Below are 15,433 nucleotides of genomic sequence, written 5' to 3'. Positions count from 1 at the left end.
CCACGCGGCCAGGGACCATCGGCACTGTGTGCGGCGGAGGGCGGCTGTGGCCGGCGGAAATGTTCACGACCACCGAAGCCGTCCGCGCCACCCCTGTGGGTGAAGCAGGCGCACCAACGCGGCGCCACTGAGCGCGGCCACCGTGGCCGCCATGGCCACCCCGCCGAGCACACCGATGGCGACGACCAGCCAGGCGGGCTGGCCCTCCTGCCACAGCGGCGTGGTCACCAGCGCGAACACACCCAGCGCGACCAGCCAGGAGCCCGCTGTCGCGACCACCCACCAGAACGCCCCGCGCACCTGCCGCCGCAGCAGCCGCCACTGCAACAGCCCCATGGCCGCCAGCAGGGTCAGCCCCAGCAGGCCGACCACGGCGGGAGGCCAGCTCAGCATGCGCTCGCCCAAGACGATCGGCAACGCGCCGATGGCCCATGCGATGCAGGCCCCTTGCACTGTCGCCCGTACCCAGTCGCGGGTGGCGACCGCCGGAAGCGCCGTCCGCAGCGCGTACGCCTGCGCCAGGCCGAGGAGCGTGCCCTCCACGGCCCCGGCCAGGATGATCACCCCTGCCTGCAGCAGCGGCCCGATGCCCAGCATCCCCCAGCCGGGCGCCGCCACCCAGGCCCCCGCTACCGCCGGCACGGTGAACCCGGCGATTTCCCCCAGCGTGACCGCTCGTGTCCAGCGCCACCACAAGCTCGTGAATTCGAGTGGCGGGGCGGGCGCCTTCGCCTTCATGCAGATGGTGACCACGGGCGCCGGTTCTCGGCGGACCGTCGCGTGGCCGTCCCATACGACTCCCTCCAGCACGAGTTGCACCGGCGCGCCGCCCTCGAGGTTGCGCCACCACAGCCGCCGCGGGCTGGTGACCACCGTGAGCGTGTCGCCGTCCCGCTCGTACTGGACGGGCAGGCGGATGGCGGCGCCGCTCCGGCGGCCGGTGACGGTCAGCAGCACGATCCGCCGCGACAGCAGGTCATGCAGCGGGGTCCGGAGCAGCCATGCGACGACCGGGTTCACCAGGCGGGTCTGGAGCCGATCCAAGGCTTTCCACATCACGGGCATGGCCGCCGACCCCACAGCAGGTAGGCGATGGGACCGACCGGTTGCACGAAGATGGCCGGCCACCACAGTCCCTTGCGCCCCCGCACGTCCTCCCGTGGCCGGAGGCAGAGATCTACCGCAGCGGCTGCGGTGAGTGCGACCTCCACAGACGTCAGCGCGATCAGCGTGCCCTGTTGCTTCTTCGACATCTCGTCCCAGCGCATCGCGGACTCCCTTCACCCGTCTCTCGCCACCAGGGTGACGGCCTTCCCCGGGGCGGGTCAGGGCAGGAAGTCACGCGTCCGGAGTCGTTGGACCTTTCTTCCCGGCAATCGGTGTCCATCGGCGCGCAGGTCGGGACTTTCGACCGCAGGCGCCCGTGCGGGACGGTGATGCGCTGGGAGAATGACTACCTATCCCGTACGAGTCGAGGCCCGGCTCGAGGAGGCGCTGAACCGGGGCCTCTGGATCGTCAAATGGTTCCTGGCGATCCCCCACTACATCGTGCTCGGCTTCCTGTGGATCGCCTTCGGCGTCCTCACCGTCATCGCGTTCTTCGCGATCCTGTTCACCGGCCACTACCCCCGCGCGCTATTCGACTTCAACCTCGGCGTGCTGCGCTGGACCTGGCGGGTGGCCTACTACACCTACGGCGCCTTGGGGACCGACCGCTATCCGCCTTTCACCCTCGGCCCGGCGCCGGACTACCCGGCCACCCTGGAGATCGACTACCCCGAACGGCTCTCGCGCGGCCTGGTGCTGATCAAGTGGTGGCTGCTGGCCATCCCGCATTACCTCATCGTGGGCCTGTTCACCAGTGGCAGCGTCATCTCCTGGCGCGGCGACCTGCCTGACGGCGGCGGCGTGCTCTACACGCTCGACTGGGGCGGGCTCATCGGGCTGCTGGTCCTCATCGCCGCCCTCTTCCTGCTGTTCACCGGCCGCTACCCGCACGGCCTCTACGACCTCGTGCTCGGGATGAACCGGTGGGCGCTCAGGGTGGCCGCCTACGCGACCCTCATGACCGACGCCTACCCGCCGTTCCGCCTGGAACAGGGCGGCCACGAGCTGCCGCGGATGGAGCAGCCGCCCGCCCACCTTCCGGTACGGCACGGCGCGGGCTCGATCGTGGCCATCACCATGGGCGCCCTGCTCGCCTTCGCCGGGATCGCGACGGCGGCCACCGGCGCCGGGATGGCCCTGCTCGGCCAGGCGCGCGACGCCGACGGCTTCATCAGGACCAATGCCGAACGGGTGTCCACCTCCACCTACGCCCTCACGACCGAACAGGTCGCCATCGCCGGGCAGGGCGTGCCCTTCCTGCGTGAGAGCATCGGCCGCGTCCGGATCGAGACCTCCCGCGCCGGCGCCCCACTCTTCGTCGGCATCGCCCGCCAGGACGACGTCACCGCCTACCTGGGCGGCGTCGCCCACGAGCGCATCACCCACCTCGCCTTCTCGTCCGGCTCCGGCGACATCGGCTACGACCGCCATCCCGGCGTGGCCCCGAACTCGCCCCCGCCTGCACAGACCTTCTGGGCGGCCACCGGCTCGGGATCCCTCACGTGGGACATCCAGCCCGGAGAATGGGCCGCCGTCATCATGAACGCCGACGGCGCACCCGCGGTGAGTGCCGACCTCCGGCTGGCGGTCACGTTGCCCTGGCTGGAGGAGCTGATCGCAGGACTCGTCATCGCCACGGCGGTCCTGCTGATCACCGGAACCGCGCTCATCCTCTTCGGTATCCGCCTGGCCGTCAGCCCTCCGGCGCGCGAGCTCACGCACGCCGCGCCCACACTGTGAACAGGTCGCTCGCCGCGGGCATGTCGCCGCCGCAGGTGGCCAGGAAGCTGCGGGTCTCACGCAAATCGGCCTATGTCTTGCACAAGGCCTGGCGTACGGCGAAGACGAGGCGCTGTTGTCGAAAGACCCGCGTAGGCAGCACTGCAGGCTGAACGCCGCGTAGATGGAGCGGTTGGAGGCCGGGTTGGACGCCGCTCCAGGCCAGCTCACGGAGATCCTCGATCGCGATCCCTTCGCCGGCGCCGGCGACGAACGCACTTACCGCGAGACGTTCACCTTCTTCGACGGCGGTCAGGAGTTCGGCACCCCGATTCCCTGGACGAACGACCGGGGCGATGTCGACATCATCGAGCTCGCCGATGGCGTCGCGCTGAGCGTCATCAGGAGAACCGGAACGCGAGCCGGCAGCCCCACCGCGGAGGTGGAGGCGAGGCTCGAAGTCCCCGCCACAACACGTACCGCAGGGACGGTCAGGCGCCTGATCCAAGCGTTTCGCTGATCGCGGTGAGGCCCTGACTGCGGGCGTGGTCGGCGACCGCGATGGCTTTGACCTTGCCCAGGGCGATGCCGACAATCGGGCCCGCTCGGCTGCCGCAGCGACCGAGTGAACCAAAGCAGGAACTGAGTGAGCGAGGGTCAGCCCATCCTGAGAGGTGGCTCTGCTCTTGTATGACGAAAGGATCTTGTCGTATGCCAACTCTGATACGTCGCGCTATCGCCGAGGTGGGGGTAGATGCGTCCACGGTCGATCTGGCCGGCGAATCCCTGGTGACGGAGTTCGAGCCGGACTGGTCTGCGACGGGCCTGGTCGACGCCGACCCAGAGGGCGACGGCGCCCGCATTCTGTGTGGCCAGGAGATCGGCGACATCGTCATCATCGCCGAACTGTGGGAGGATGCCCCGCCCCTGACCGCCGACGGTTGGCAGGACATCGCTGAGGTGTCTGTTGCCTGGCGATCTGCGTTCATGGACTTCGGGACGACGGGCGACGAGGACCTGGCCAAGCGGCTGGAACTGCCCGGCTCCGGCGATTACCGGCTCCGCGTTCACGGGCGCAACCGTGACGACGGCGACCCCCGCGAGGACAGTGACCCTGTAGAGGAGTACCTGATCCAGGTGTGGTCCGCCCCGCAGGACCAGCCCATCACAGTCACGTCGACCAGTGAGACAGCAACTGTTGCGGAACGGCAGTGGTCAGGTCCGCCCGATGACGGCAGGTCTGCCAGTGCTTTCAATAGCCTGAGGGTAGGCGGAGATCCCCTACACCCTGTCCCGGCACCAAGCCCCGATCCCGGCCACAGGAGCGAGACGCCAGGCGGCGTCCGGGACGGTGAGACTCGCGCTGTGGCCGCCGCGCGTGAGCTGAGCGAGGAGATCGGGCACCGCGTCCGGCCCGGCGAGGTCGGACGGGGCGTGGCGCCGTGCCCGGGGGTCTGGAGCCCGGACGAGAAGGTCCGCTACCGGTCGGTCGATTCCTACTTCTTCCTCCGGGTGGTCGGGGTCGACGTGGACTTCTCGGGGATAGAGGAACTCGAACGGTCCCTCCTCGACACCTTCAGCTGGTGGACCCAGCCCGAGCTCCGGTCCGCCACGGAACGCGTCCTTCCCGTCGGGCCGGCGGATCTGCTGAGTCGCGTGCTCGATGGGGACGTGCCGGTCGAGCCCGTCGCATTGCCGTGGAGCGAGTGACGTTCACCTTGGGACCTACGTGAGGTCGAGGGCGCCGTTGTCCAACTCGTCGACGTCCATGAGCTTCAGGTATGCGGCGTCGATGCCGTCATAACGGACTGTCTCCAGGCCGCCGCGGCGGGGGTAGAGGTCGGCACAGGCTGGGCCGTCCTGGATCCCGTCGTGCCGCCCGGCGGTTCGGGTGGTGCGGGCCGCTGCGAGCCGACGGGGTGGGCGTGCCGGTCAGGGTGCTGGAGGAGGTGCTGGCGCTCGGGGAGGTCGTGGGCGCCGTGCTTGCGGGATTGCTCGAGGGCGGCGTCTGGGCGGCTTTGCCGCCGCCGCCGGGGAACCGCATCCGGCCACGAGAAGTGCCGCGAAGGCGGTGCCTCCAGCCGACCGAAGGGATCGGGAGGATGGTGCGCAGATCACAGGGACTCCGGGGGTTAGCGTGCCTACCGACGCCTATGGCGGTGACTCGGCGTACGTCTGCTTGTACGGCATGCATCCCCCGATCTTGGCAAATGAACGCCCCACGCCCGAATCGCAGCGAAGTTTCAGGCTCGTTCAACGGCGGTTCACACCGCCTGGTCCGGGACAGCGCGACGCCCGCCTCCGGCGGCGGCCGGAGGCGGGCGGGTGGCTGTGCGCATTACTTGAGGTAAGGGCTGCGCTGGACGAGGGGCAGGTTGCCGAGTCCGAGCGTGGTGCCGGCGTTGGCGAGGGCCAGGCCGATGAGCACGATCGCGTAGATGATGTGGTCGTCCATGAAGGGGTTGTTGGCCAGGGGCAGCTCGGCCGCCCACATGACGACCAGCATCAGGGTGCCGGTGGCGGCGGCGATCCGGGTGCCGACGCCTAGGACGAGCGCGGCGCCGATGCCGAGCAGGCCGGCCATGAACAGCCAGTCCACCCAGGCCTGTCCGGCCAGGGCGCTGAAGAAGCCGCCGAGCGCGTTCTCGCCGGTGCCCTTGAGGAACCCGGTCGTCGGGCTGCCGCCCTCGATCCAGGCGCGGTTGGCCGGGGTGGCGAACCCCCAGCCGAAGGTCTTGTCCAGGAACGCCCACAGGAAGACCCAGCCGATCGAAATCCGGGCGATGGCCCAGACGTAGTCGACCGGGTTCTTGCCGGCGGCGGTGTGCCTGGCGGGCGTGTTGATGGTGGCGGCCATGACGGCCCCCTTTCGCTGCGGATGCGTCGTTCTTGTCACATCCCAAGCACACCGTCTGCGGCCTTCGGGGAGCAGTGCCGTACGGCCTTCAGCGTCAGGACCTTGGTCCCGTCCCTACGGAGGTAGACCGCCGTCCAGCGACACGAGAGGACGAACGCCCGCTACGCCACCGACTTTCGGCACTGTCCCGCATCGCGCCCCCTTGATGCGATCGAGGCATGAGGAGAACGCGCAATTCCGGAAGGCGGCTACGACGAGCACTGCTGGGACAGGCGGCCGGGCTCGTCGCCTATGCGATGTTCGTGCGCCCGCGGCTGCTCCGCTGGGGAGCAACTCGGGAGGAGGTGCACGGCCAGCTTCTAGGCGACGCCGTCATTCCGCTCCCTCATATCGTCGCGACCCGCGCCATCACCATTGACGCGCCGCCGGAGGCGGTGTGGCCATGGCTGGTGCAGATGGGCGGATACACCCGGGCCGGCTGGTACGGCTATGACGCGATCGACAACGGCGGTATGCCCAGCGCCCGCCGCATCATCCCCGAGCTGCAGAAGCTCGACGTGGGCGACCTGCTCCTGACCAGCCGCTCGGGTACCGGTTACCGGGTCGAGCTGGTGGAGCGCGAGCGCGCGCTCGTCCTGGCGATCCGGGCCTTCCACGTCACGGAGACCTGGGCGATCGTCCTGCGCGGCCTCGGCGGTCACACGAGGATGTTGTTCCGGCTCCGCGTGTTGTGCCGCCCTGGCCTGTTGGGCATGATCTACCTGTTCCTGTCGCAGTCGGCCGACTACTTCACGGTCAAGAAGCAGATGACCACGATCAAGGCTTTGGTCGAGGACGGGGGCCGGCAGGCTGGGCCTGTCCCATGACGGCTCCCGCTCCCGGATCTACGTCAACGGCGTCGTGGACGTGCAAGACGAACTGCTCTGGGGCGCGAACGCCTTTGTGAGCATGGTCACGACTCGTGCACGACGGCGACTGGGCACGGCGCGTGGTGCGCCATCGCCTGGCTGACGGACCCGAGCAGCAGCCCGCGTACCTCGCCGAGGCCGCGCGTGCCGACCACCAGCAGGCGCGCCTTCCACGCGGCCTCGAGCAACGCCGGACGCGCGGGCTCGTCGACCAGCTCGACACTGGTCTGCAGGTCATGATGGTGACGCCGCCAGACGGCCAGCTTTTCCCACGCCAGCCCTTCGGCGCGGATGATCGATTCCCTCGCGCCGGCGTCCGTGCCTCTGCCCTGACGGGCGATGAGCGCCTTGAGCGGCGCCCCGGCCCGCACCGCCTCCCCGGCCGCGAACCCCAGCGCGGCCACAGACGCCCGCGAGCCGTCGAAGCCCACCACCACTTCGCGGGCGCCCCGCGCCTCCGCGTCTCCGCGCACGATGATCACCGGGCATGCGGCCCAGGCGATGGTATGTCCGCTCACCGAACGGGCCACAAGCCCTCCGAGCGCGCTGTACCCGCGGGTGCCCACCACGATCAACTCCGCCCCCTTGGACAACTCCGCCAGGAGCGCGGCCGGCGACCCCCGGTCGGTCAACGTGTTGACAGGCAGTTCCGGATATCGCGTCCTGGCCCAGGCGGAGGCGGCCTTGACCAACCGCCGCGCCGGGCGGCGGACCAGCTCGAGCGGGACCAGTTCGCCGGGCCACTCGTGATAGTGCCACTCCCACGCGTGGCACACGGTCAGCGGCAGCTTCCTGTCCGCGGCCTCCGCAGCGCCCCACCGTAAGGCCTCGTGCGCCGACGGCGAATCCTCGTAGCCCACCACCACGCCGAGTTCGTCCCTCATGGTGACCTCCTCTCCTCATCACCGTCTCCTGGACGGGCCGGTGCCGTTTAGGGGCGTCCCGCTCGTCTTCAAGAGACTTTGGTCCTGACCAGGGCGCCGGCGTAGGAGAGCACGCTGAAGGCCATGGTCACGTTTCCCGGGCGAGCGCCATTGGGATGTGATGCGGAAGACCGGCACCTGAGCCGCGATCCGCCCGTACTCCTCCAGCGGCGCGTGCCGGTCCACGGGAACGTGGGGGCGCGCGCCAGGGGCGCAGGCGAGGTAGCGGCGCAGTATGGGAGCGCGCGCCGCGGGCTCGATCTCTTGGAGGTGGACGTTCTCGCGCCGCCCGTGCCGCAGCACCGCGTACCCTCCCGCCGCACGTACGTTGCGTACCCAATTCGCGTTCTGTCCCAGCATCGCCACCAGGTAGCGCTCGCCTTGATAGTCGGCGATGACCAACGGGAAGGAGATGATCCGGCCGGTACGCCGCCCTCTCACCTCCAAGGTGACCAGGCGATTCACCAACCCGGTCGAGTGGAGCATGCGCCAAGCCCCGTTCATGGCACGGGCCACGCGATTCGGCCGTCCGCCGCGATAGAGCCAGTGATGCCAGCGTCCAGATCGTTTCACGAGTCCGCCTCCTTGACGTTGCCGGTCAGCTCGCCCATGCCCGCAGCCCTTGAGGGCTGCCGTAGCGGCGCATCAGGGCCAGCGACTCTTTCTCCAGCGCACGAACCCACGTCGGGGTCAGCCCCAGCTCCACGGCGATCTGCCGGGGCGTGTGCGTCTCGTGCCCGTCCAGTCCGAACCGCAGCCGCATGATCAGCGCCTGCCGCGGGGCGAGCCCGTCGATGAGGGAGGCAAGCACCTTCCGCAGCGCCTTCTCCTCAAGGGACTGTTCCGGGGACGGACCGCGCTCGTCCACCACCAGGTCACTGAGGGTGGACTGGTGCCGCCCCTCACCCACCACCGCATCGAGGCTGACGCAGTCCCGGGGCAGCCGCCGCAGGAAGGCGAGCTTCGCCGGCGTCTGCCCCGCCTCCTCGGCCACCTCTCGCTCGGTCGGCTCACATCCGAGCCGGTGCGTGACCGTGACCTCCGCGCGGGCGACGTTGGCGAGCTGGTCCTGTACGCCGATCGGCAACCGCACCGGGTGTGCGTGCTCCAGCCCCCTCTGGATGGCCTTGCGAATCCACCAGATGGCGATCGTGGAGAACCGGTTGCCCCTGGTGTGGTCGAAGCGCTCGACGGCCTCGATCAATCCCAGATTGCCGTCCTGGATCACGTCCGCCAGTGACATGCCGCGCTGCGCGTACCGCTTGGCGATTGACACCACCAGCCGCAGGTTCGCCTCGATCATGTGCTGTCTCGCGGCCCTGCCGTCGGCGACGAGGGCCTCCAGCTCGGGCTGGACGGCTCCACGTTCCATCAGTTGGGCGGCGCGAGCTCCCGCCTCCATCCGTTTGGCGAGCGCCACCTCCTCCGCGGCCGTCAGCAACGGGACACCGCCGATCCGTGCCAGATAGTCGCTCAGCTGCTCATACGGCTCGTGCTGCGCGTCGATGGTCACCGCTCGCTCCTGACCACCGCGAGCGGGCAGGGCGCGTGGTGGAGCAGTTCCTGGCTGACCGAGCCCAGGAGCATCCCTGCCACGGTGCCGTGTCCGTGTGAGCCCACCACCAGCAGGTCGGCGCCGGTCGCGGCCTGCCGCAGCACCTCGATGGGATGGCCGCGCACCTCCTCTTCGACGACGTCGACGTCCGGATGCCGCTCGGCGAGCGCCTCCACCGTGTCCTCCACGGCACCCGGCTCGTAGGGGCCCGCCGGTCCCCACCTGCCTGCGATGGCGTGAACGGCACGCAGCCGCGAACCGCGCAACCGCGCCTCATTGACGGCGAAATCCAGCACCCGGTGGCACGCAGGCGAGCCGTCGACCCCAGCGACGATCTCACCGCGCGTTGACAAGGGCAGCTCGCGGACCACCACGACGTCGCAGGGCGCATGCCCGGCCACGCCGAAGGCGACCGATCCGACCAGCATCCCCCGAAAACCGCCGATCCCGTGACTGCCGACCACCAGCAGCTCAGCGTCCCTTGCCGCGCCGATCAGCGCGGTGCGAGGGTCATCAGGCAAGAACGTGGTAGTCACGCTGATCTTCGGTTGCTCCCGGCGTGCCCGTTGCTCCGCCGCCACCAGCACGGCCTGGCCGCCGTCGCGCATCCATTCGGCCACCTCGGCGTAGCGGCCGGTCTCGGTCTCGTACGCCCACCGCGGCATGGCGTGCGCCACGGTCAGCGGCACGTCACGCAAGGCCGCCTCAAGTGCGGCCCAGCCGACGGCCTCGAGGCCTGCCCGCGAGCCGTCCACGCCTACCAGAATCATGGTCCCTCCTCGATCTCCCCTACAGGACACGCTTGAACAAGGGGGCGAGGACAGCGCCGAACGGCCTCACGAAAGGGGACTTTGGCCCTCCAAATGCAGGACTTCGGTTCCTTTCGGTCATCCTGATCCTCCGATAGCGTCCTCAATATGATTCGTGTGTTTCTCGTCGACGATCACGAGGTCGTACGCCGGGGTGTGGCGGCCCTGCTGGATTCCGAGGACGACATCGAGGTCATCGGCGAGGCCGGCACCGCCGAGTCCGCGATCGCCCGCATCCCCGCGCTCCAGCCGGACGTGGCGGTGCTGGACGTGCGGCTGCCCGACGGCAACGGCGTGGACGTGTGCCGTGAGGTGCGCTCCCGGCTGCCCGGGCTGGCCTGCCTGATGCTGACGTCGTTCGCCGACGACGACGCGTTGTTCGACGCGGTGATGGCCGGGGCTTCCGGCTATGTGCTCAAGCAGATCCACGGCTCCGATCTGGTGGGCGCGGTCCGCACGGTCGCGTCCGGCCAGTCTCTGCTCGACCCGCAGACCACCGCCGCCATGCTGCAGCGCCTGCGCGACCAGGCCTCCAGGAAGGACCCCCTCGCCGCGCTGACGGAGCAGGAGCGGCACATCCTCGACCTGATCGGCGAAGGACTGACCAACAGGCAGATCGGCGAACGCCTGTTCCTGGCCGAGAAGACCGTCAAGAACTACGTCTCCAACCTGCTGTCCAAGCTCAACATGCAGCGCCGCACCCAGGCCGCCGCACTGGCCGCCCGGCTCCGCCACGACCGGCGCGAATGACCGGCTCAGGGCACGTGACAGCCGCGCCGCGGCGACGGCCGCCTGTCCGTAGCGATGCCGCCGTTGTTGACCGCGACTCGCTCGCCGATATACGGCTCGAACCCGGCCGCCGCCAGCCGGGCCAGTACGTCGGTGGCCAGCAGCCGGTTCTGGAACACTCCGCCTGACAGGCACACCTGGGTGACGTCGTGCTCGGCCGCGGCCCGCTCGCACAGCGGTACGGTGACGGCCGCGATCGTGGCGTGGAACGCGGCGGCGATCCGGCCGATTGGCTCGCCGTCCGCCTTGGCCTCCAGCAGCTGCCGCAACGTGCTCACCCCGTCGTACACCCATAGCCCGCCCTGTCGCTCCAGCCGCCACGCCAGCGGCTCGCTTCCGGGGAACGTCCCCGCGGCCTGCTCCAGACGCATCGCCGCCTCGCCCTCGAAGCCGTTGACGTCGCACAGGCCCAGCAGCGCGGCAGCGGTATCGAACAGTCGGCCGGCGCTGGAGGCGATCGGGCAGTCCACCCCTCGCGCGATCATCCGGCCGATCACCTCTTTGATCGGGCAGATCGGTAGGGATCGGGTCCAGGGTGGTCTCGCCGCCGAGCAGGTAGCCGAGCGCCATGCGGGTAGGCCTGCGGACGGCGGCGACGCCGCCGGGCATGGGCGCGTAGGAGAAGCGGCCCCTTGATCCGCCGCAACCGGGCGACGGACTCGCCGTTGATCGCGTCACAGACGAGCTGAAAGCCGCCCAGCCCTTTGACCGCGACCACCCCGCCACCCGCGACGACGTCCACGGCCGCCCTGAGCGCCGTCTCCCCGGTCATGCTCAGGAACCGAAGCCGGGGGCCACACGACGGGCAGGCGATCGGCTCGGCGTGAAAGCGCCGGTCGCCCGGGTCGTGGTATTCGCCAGCGCAGGCCGGGCACATCTCGAAACCGCGCATCGACGTACGCGCCCGGTCGTACGGCAGGCTCTCGATGATCGTCGCGCGGGGACCACAGACCGTGCAGGTGATGAACGGGTAGCGGTAGCGCCGGTTGGCCGGGGCGAACAGCTCACGCAGGCAGTCGGCGCACGTGGCCAGATCGGGCGGGATCTCACGGGCAGCGCCCGGCACGGCCTCGCTCTCCACGATGTCAAACCCGGCGGCCATCGCGTCAGCCGTCCAGGGCGTGACCTCGATCCGCCACGCCGCGTCCACGCATGCCTCCTACATGCCCGAGGGGACGATGAGCAGGTCGTCCTTGTCCGGGACCACCTCGTCCACCACGTCGATCACGCCCTCCACGGCGCGTACCGCTTCGACGAGCGCGATGGCCTGGGACCTCCGCTGCACCCGGCCGCTGATCGTCACCACACCCGAGTCGACCGCGACGGACAACGCCGCAGGATCCGTGAGCACGGCTCTGATGTCCGCCTCCAACTCGGCGGGGGGACGGGTGAAGACCCGCAGCACGTCACGCTGATGCAGCGTGCCGATCATCCGCCCGGTGGCCACATCGATCACCGGCAGTTGCTTGACGCGCTTGGCATGCATCAGCCGCGCCGCGTCACGCACGCTGGTGCCCGGCGTGACGGTGATCGCCGGAGAGGTCATCAGCTGGGCGGCCCTCACCCCCGCGGCCCTTTCGTGGTCGCGACGCCGGGCCGGCGACTCGAAGATCGACACGCTGTGCCGCACCGGGTCGGCCTCCTTGAGCAGCAGATCGTCCTCGGAGACCACGCCCACCGGTCGCCGCTCGGCGTCGATGACGGTGACCGCGCCCACCGCGTACCGCTTCATCGCCTCGAGGATCTCGGCGAACGACGCGTTCTCCAGCACGGCGATGGCCACCCGCCCCATGACGTCCTTGACTTCGATTGACATCACGCCCACCTCCATCCCCAACGCTCCCCCGCCACCGCCTCAACCGACAGTGGCAGACGTCCTTGATGCCAGGTGACCAAAGTCCCTGACCAGGCAGGACCTATGCGCGAACCACCGCCACGGGGCAGCGGGCGTGATGCAGCACGCCCCGGCTGACCGAGCCCATCAGCATCGAGCCCAGGGCGCCACGCCCGTGCGAGCCCACCACGAGCAGGTCCGCCCGCTCGGACGCGTCGGTGAGCGCGTCCACCGGATGCGCGGACAGCGCCTCCTCGATGACCCTGACCTCGGGGTAGTCCTTGCTCAGCGCTGCCACCCGGTCCCTGACGAGCTGGTGCTGCGCCGTACGAACCTCGTCCATGTCGACGGCGGCCTCCGGCGCGAACGCGTGCACCGGCAGCTGCCAGGCGTGCACCACCCACAGCGCGCTGCCCCGGAGTTTGGCCTGTTCGAAGGCGTAGGCCAGCGCGGGCTCGCACTCGGCCGAGTCATCCACCCCCGCCACGACCTCCCCATGCACCGGCCGCAGGTCGCCGTGCACCACGACGACCGGGCAGTGCACGTGACCGGCGACGTGCATGCTGACCGATCCCAGGAGCGCACCGGCGAACCCGCCCAGCCCGCGGCTGCCGACCACCAGCTCGGTGGCGTCCTTGACCTGCTCGCGCAGGACCACGGCAGGCCTGCCTTCGATGTTGTGCGTCTCGACCTCGACCGTGGGCTGGCGCTCGCGGGCGAGCGCCTCGACCTCCCGCAGGATCCTGCGGCCCTCGCCCAGCAGCACATCAGGCAGGGCGACGTTGGGGTATGTGCCGATCTGGTACGGCGAGCGGTCCACCGCGTGCACGATGCGCAGCGGCTCCCGCATACGGAAGGCGTCGTTGGCTGCCCACTCGACGGCGGCTCGCGAGGTCACCGAGCCGTCCACTCCTACGATGATCATGATGTCCTCCTCCTTCTCAGCTCCATCGCACCGCGCTCATGTTCGTCATGTGCAGGGCCGGAGGTCCGTCGCCCGAGGGCCGAAGGACCTTGTATGCCCATGCCCCTTCACACGACCTGTCAGCGGTTACCAAGAAGCCGCAGAAAGCCATCGGTCTTCAGGCCGTGGATGAATGCGTCCCCGCCAGGGGATGGCCCGCCGAAGGCGGGGCAAACCAGAGCGCACAGCGCAGGACCCAGAACCTTGACGAAATCACTTGCAGTAGTGAAGTGGCCGGGTCTACAGTCGCTGTTGGTCGAACGAGTGAGCGATAACCAAAGCCACACGGGAGATCGCTTTTATGGAACAAGGCGGCCGGGCTGGTCGTCTCAGGACGTGGAGACTTCGGGGTTGCCCGGTCTGTGAAGCGTCAAGCACCCCGTTCCATAACCCGTGGCGTCCAACGCCGTGGGTTGCCGCCGAAGGCGGCACGGGAATCCTCGTCCCTTCAGGACGAGGTGCAGGTCAACCGCATGCGTAACCGCACGGTGGTGCCCTCAGGACCGGTGGTGAAGCCGAGTTGGTCGGCCAGTCGGCGCATCAGCCAGATCCCTCTCCCTCCAGGGGCGGCGGGAGAGGCCAGCCGCTCCCCTGCCAGCCTCTGCGCCCTCGCCGCGCGGTGGAGGGCGTTGCGCGTGCTCGCCAGGCACTTCTCGTCGAAGTGCAGGGCGAGCACGGCAACGGTCTTCATGTCACACCATCCGCTGGGCCATCTCGACCACCCGGTTGGCATAGCCCCATTCGTTGTCGTACCAGCCGAAGACCTTCACCAGGTCCCCGCTCGCCTGGGTGAGAGAGGAGACGAACACGCACGAGGTGGCATCGCCGACGATGTCGCGGGAGACCAGCGGGTCGGTGCTGTAGCGCAGGATGCCGTGCAACTCATCCCTGGCGGCGGTGGAGAAGGCATCGTTGACCTCCTGCGCGGTGACGTCGCGGCTGAGCTGGGCGCTCAGGTCGGTGATCGAGCCGTCCCACCGGCACCCGGATCGCGATGCCGTCCAGCCGGACGTTCAGCTCCGGCAGCACCTGGCCGACCATGCGGGCGGCGCCAGTGGTAGTGGGCACGATGTTCACGGCGGCCGAGCGGGCCCGGCGCGGGTCCTTGTGCGGGGCGTCCAGCAGCATCTGGTCGCCGGTGTAGGCGTGGATCGTCGTCATGAAGCCGCGGACGAGGCCGAACCGCTCGTGCAGCACCTTGACCATCGGGGCGACGCAGTTGGTGGTGCACGAGGCCAATGAGACGATCTCGTGGATGGCCGGGTCGTAGGCCGCGTCGTTGACGCCGGGCACGATGGTGGCATCCAGGCCCTTGCCTGGGGCGGAGAGCAGGACCCTGCGCGCGCCCGCCTTCAGGTGACCCGCTAATGCCTCCCTGGTCCGGAACCGGCCGGTAGCGTCGATGACGAGCTCGACGTCGTGGGCGCGCCAGTCGATCTCGGCCGGGTCGGCGCAGGCGCTGACCGCGATGGTCGTGCCGTTGACCTCCAGCGCCCGGGGGGAGGCGGTGACGGGCAGGTTGAGCGGGCCGTAGGTGGAGTCGTGCTTGAGCAGGTGGGCCAGCGCGGCCGCGTCGGTGATGTCGTTGACGGCGACGATGTCCAGGGCGGTGTCCAGGTCGGTGCAGAGCGCGCGACGCAGGACAGCCCGGCCGATCCGGCCGAACCCGTTGATTCCGATTCTCATGCCTGTATCGTCCGGCGCCTGGGGCTCGGTGCTTAGAGGCGACGGTCCCGCGTGCGGTGGGACCTTTGGCCTTCATCGGTGCCGGGCGTCGCCGCCGCGAACGGCGGACAGACACCCGCCGAGGGGAGGGACGTCCTGCCCGGCTCGCGCCGCCTCGGTGGCGGGGGCATTGTGACTGCGGCCACCGCCACCGATCGGCTCGCCGGGAGGGAGGGCGCCTCAGGGATGGGGATCTCTTTCGCGCCTCGGCGGGTGTCTTCTCCCAGAATCGTCGTGCGGGTC

General features: G+C 69.6%; 17 protein-coding genes and 2 pseudogenes. 6 read left to right on the top strand and 13 right to left on the bottom strand.

Annotation, left to right across the window (positions count from 1 at the left end):
- Positions 1–63: 63 nt before the first annotated feature.
- The gene (locus ACTWQA_RS30180) at positions 64–1,044 is read right to left on the bottom strand and encodes a nitroreductase/quinone reductase family protein (RefSeq protein ID WP_443162432.1); all 981 of its coding nucleotides are present in this window, start codon (positions 1,042–1,044) and stop codon (positions 64–66) included.
- Positions 1,045–1,055: 11 nt separating this feature from the next.
- Positions 1,056–1,268 (bottom strand): PLD nuclease N-terminal domain-containing protein, encoded by a 213-nt coding sequence (locus ACTWQA_RS30175; protein WP_443162431.1) that lies wholly within the window; start codon positions 1,266–1,268, stop codon positions 1,056–1,058.
- Between the two features lie 181 nt (positions 1,269–1,449).
- Here ACTWQA_RS30175 and ACTWQA_RS30170 point away from each other — a divergent pair.
- The 4 genes and pseudogenes from ACTWQA_RS30170 to ACTWQA_RS30155 all read left to right on the top strand — a co-directional run.
- Positions 1,450–2,106: pseudogene (locus ACTWQA_RS30170) on the top strand (DUF4389 domain-containing protein); the annotation flags it as partial.
- Between the two features lie 524 nt (positions 2,107–2,630).
- Positions 2,631–2,999, top strand: a complete 369-nt coding sequence (locus tag ACTWQA_RS30165; protein ID WP_443162430.1) for a helix-turn-helix domain-containing protein — start codon at positions 2,631–2,633, stop codon at positions 2,997–2,999.
- 11 nt (positions 3,000–3,010) lie between these two features.
- A complete protein-coding gene (locus ACTWQA_RS30160; RefSeq protein ID WP_443162429.1) occupies positions 3,011–3,346 on the top strand; it encodes a hypothetical protein in 336 nt (111 codons plus the stop codon).
- A gap of 269 nt (positions 3,347–3,615) precedes the next feature.
- Positions 3,616–4,536 carry an NUDIX domain-containing protein gene (locus ACTWQA_RS30155; RefSeq protein ID WP_443162428.1) on the top strand — a complete coding sequence of 307 codons (921 nt, stop codon included), beginning with the start codon at positions 3,616–3,618 and terminating at the stop codon, positions 4,534–4,536.
- A gap of 628 nt (positions 4,537–5,164) precedes the next feature.
- Here ACTWQA_RS30155 and ACTWQA_RS30150 read toward each other — a convergent pair.
- Positions 5,165–5,683, bottom strand: a complete 519-nt coding sequence (locus tag ACTWQA_RS30150) for a hypothetical protein (RefSeq protein ID WP_443162427.1) — start codon at positions 5,681–5,683, stop codon at positions 5,165–5,167.
- 218 nt (positions 5,684–5,901) lie between these two features.
- On the opposite strand from ACTWQA_RS30150, the gene ACTWQA_RS30145 reads away from it, so the two are divergent.
- The gene (locus tag ACTWQA_RS30145) at positions 5,902–6,549 is read left to right on the top strand and encodes a hypothetical protein (protein WP_443162426.1); all 648 of its coding nucleotides are present in this window, start codon (positions 5,902–5,904) and stop codon (positions 6,547–6,549) included.
- 86 nt (positions 6,550–6,635) lie between these two features.
- Here the strand turns inward: ACTWQA_RS30145 and ACTWQA_RS30140 are convergent, their stop codons facing one another.
- The 4 genes from ACTWQA_RS30140 to ACTWQA_RS30125 form a co-directional block, all read right to left on the bottom strand.
- Positions 6,636–7,475 carry a universal stress protein gene (locus ACTWQA_RS30140; RefSeq protein ID WP_443162425.1) on the bottom strand — a complete coding sequence of 280 codons (840 nt, stop codon included), beginning with the start codon at positions 7,473–7,475 and terminating at the stop codon, positions 6,636–6,638.
- Between the two features lie 18 nt (positions 7,476–7,493).
- The gene (locus ACTWQA_RS30135) at positions 7,494–8,000 is read right to left on the bottom strand and encodes a nitroreductase/quinone reductase family protein (protein ID WP_443162424.1); all 507 of its coding nucleotides are present in this window, start codon (positions 7,998–8,000) and stop codon (positions 7,494–7,496) included.
- Between the two features lie 112 nt (positions 8,001–8,112).
- Complete coding sequence (locus tag ACTWQA_RS30130) at positions 8,113–9,027, bottom strand: sigma-70 family RNA polymerase sigma factor (RefSeq protein WP_443162423.1); 915 nt, start codon at positions 9,025–9,027, stop codon at positions 8,113–8,115.
- Complete coding sequence (locus ACTWQA_RS30125; RefSeq protein WP_443162422.1) at positions 9,024–9,839, bottom strand: universal stress protein; 816 nt, start codon at positions 9,837–9,839, stop codon at positions 9,024–9,026. Before ACTWQA_RS30125 ends, ACTWQA_RS30130 begins: the two co-directional genes overlap by 4 nt.
- 147 nt (positions 9,840–9,986) lie before the next feature.
- Between ACTWQA_RS30125 and ACTWQA_RS30120 the strand changes: the two genes are divergently transcribed.
- Positions 9,987–10,628, top strand: a complete 642-nt coding sequence (locus ACTWQA_RS30120; RefSeq protein WP_443162421.1) for a response regulator transcription factor — start codon at positions 9,987–9,989, stop codon at positions 10,626–10,628.
- A gap of 5 nt (positions 10,629–10,633) precedes the next feature.
- Here the strand turns inward: ACTWQA_RS30120 and ACTWQA_RS30115 are convergent, their stop codons facing one another.
- From ACTWQA_RS30115 to gap, 6 genes and pseudogenes are all read right to left on the bottom strand, one after another.
- Complete coding sequence (locus ACTWQA_RS30115) at positions 10,634–11,152, bottom strand: Kae1-like domain-containing protein (RefSeq protein WP_443162420.1); 519 nt, start codon at positions 11,150–11,152, stop codon at positions 10,634–10,636.
- A gap of 8 nt (positions 11,153–11,160) precedes the next feature.
- Positions 11,161–11,817: a Sua5/YciO/YrdC/YwlC family protein gene (locus ACTWQA_RS30110; RefSeq protein WP_443162419.1), complete on the bottom strand. Its 657-nt coding sequence runs from the start codon at positions 11,815–11,817 to the stop codon at positions 11,161–11,163.
- A gap of 9 nt (positions 11,818–11,826) precedes the next feature.
- Positions 11,827–12,483, bottom strand: coding sequence for a CBS domain-containing protein (locus ACTWQA_RS30105; protein ID WP_443162418.1), 657 nt, complete (start codon positions 12,481–12,483; stop codon positions 11,827–11,829).
- Between the two features lie 100 nt (positions 12,484–12,583).
- The gene (locus ACTWQA_RS30100; protein ID WP_443162417.1) at positions 12,584–13,426 is read right to left on the bottom strand and encodes a universal stress protein; all 843 of its coding nucleotides are present in this window, start codon (positions 13,424–13,426) and stop codon (positions 12,584–12,586) included.
- A gap of 487 nt (positions 13,427–13,913) precedes the next feature.
- A complete protein-coding gene (locus ACTWQA_RS30095) occupies positions 13,914–14,156 on the bottom strand; it encodes an ATP-binding protein (protein ID WP_443162416.1) in 243 nt (80 codons plus the stop codon).
- Position 14,157: 1 nt separating this feature from the next.
- Positions 14,158–15,151 (bottom strand): annotated as a pseudogene (gene gap, locus ACTWQA_RS30090) (type I glyceraldehyde-3-phosphate dehydrogenase).
- Positions 15,152–15,433: the final 282 nt, after the last annotated feature.

The organism is Nonomuraea sp. 10N515B, from assembly GCF_052245915.1.
Classification (GTDB): domain Bacteria; phylum Actinomycetota; class Actinomycetes; order Streptosporangiales; family Streptosporangiaceae; genus Nonomuraea.
Note: the sequence above shows the minus strand (reverse complement) of the source record. Positions and strands in the feature narration are given on the sequence as shown.

What these genes read in the sequence shown, in the direction of transcription:
- ACTWQA_RS30150 (WP_443162427.1), bottom strand. Translation starts at nt 5,683, where the DNA reads ATGGCCGCCACCATCAACACGCCCGCCAGGCACACCGCCGCCGGCAAG.
- ACTWQA_RS30115 (WP_443162420.1), bottom strand. Translation starts at nt 11,152, where the DNA reads ATGATCGCGCGAGGGGTGGACTGCCCGATCGCCTCCAGCGCCGGCCGA.
- ACTWQA_RS30165 (WP_443162430.1), top strand. Translation starts at nt 2,631, where the DNA reads ATGGGCCGCCGTCATCATGAACGCCGACGGCGCACCCGCGGTGAGTGC.
- ACTWQA_RS30160 (WP_443162429.1), top strand. Translation starts at nt 3,011, where the DNA reads ATGGAGCGGTTGGAGGCCGGGTTGGACGCCGCTCCAGGCCAGCTCACG.
- ACTWQA_RS30095 (WP_443162416.1), bottom strand. Translation starts at nt 14,156, where the DNA reads ATGAAGACCGTTGCCGTGCTCGCCCTGCACTTCGACGAGAAGTGCCTG.
- ACTWQA_RS30135 (WP_443162424.1), bottom strand. Translation starts at nt 8,000, where the DNA reads ATGCTCCACTCGACCGGGTTGGTGAATCGCCTGGTCACCTTGGAGGTG.
- ACTWQA_RS30175 (WP_443162431.1), bottom strand. Translation starts at nt 1,268, where the DNA reads ATGCGCTGGGACGAGATGTCGAAGAAGCAACAGGGCACGCTGATCGCG.
- ACTWQA_RS30120 (WP_443162421.1), top strand. Translation starts at nt 9,987, where the DNA reads ATGATTCGTGTGTTTCTCGTCGACGATCACGAGGTCGTACGCCGGGGT.
- ACTWQA_RS30125 (WP_443162422.1), bottom strand. Translation starts at nt 9,839, where the DNA reads ATGATTCTGGTAGGCGTGGACGGCTCGCGGGCAGGCCTCGAGGCCGTC.
- ACTWQA_RS30140 (WP_443162425.1), bottom strand. Translation starts at nt 7,475, where the DNA reads ATGAGGGACGAACTCGGCGTGGTGGTGGGCTACGAGGATTCGCCGTCG.
- ACTWQA_RS30105 (WP_443162418.1), bottom strand. Translation starts at nt 12,483, where the DNA reads ATGTCAATCGAAGTCAAGGACGTCATGGGGCGGGTGGCCATCGCCGTG.
- ACTWQA_RS30100 (WP_443162417.1), bottom strand. Translation starts at nt 13,426, where the DNA reads ATGATCATCGTAGGAGTGGACGGCTCGGTGACCTCGCGAGCCGCCGTC.
- ACTWQA_RS30145 (WP_443162426.1), top strand. Translation starts at nt 5,902, where the DNA reads ATGAGGAGAACGCGCAATTCCGGAAGGCGGCTACGACGAGCACTGCTG.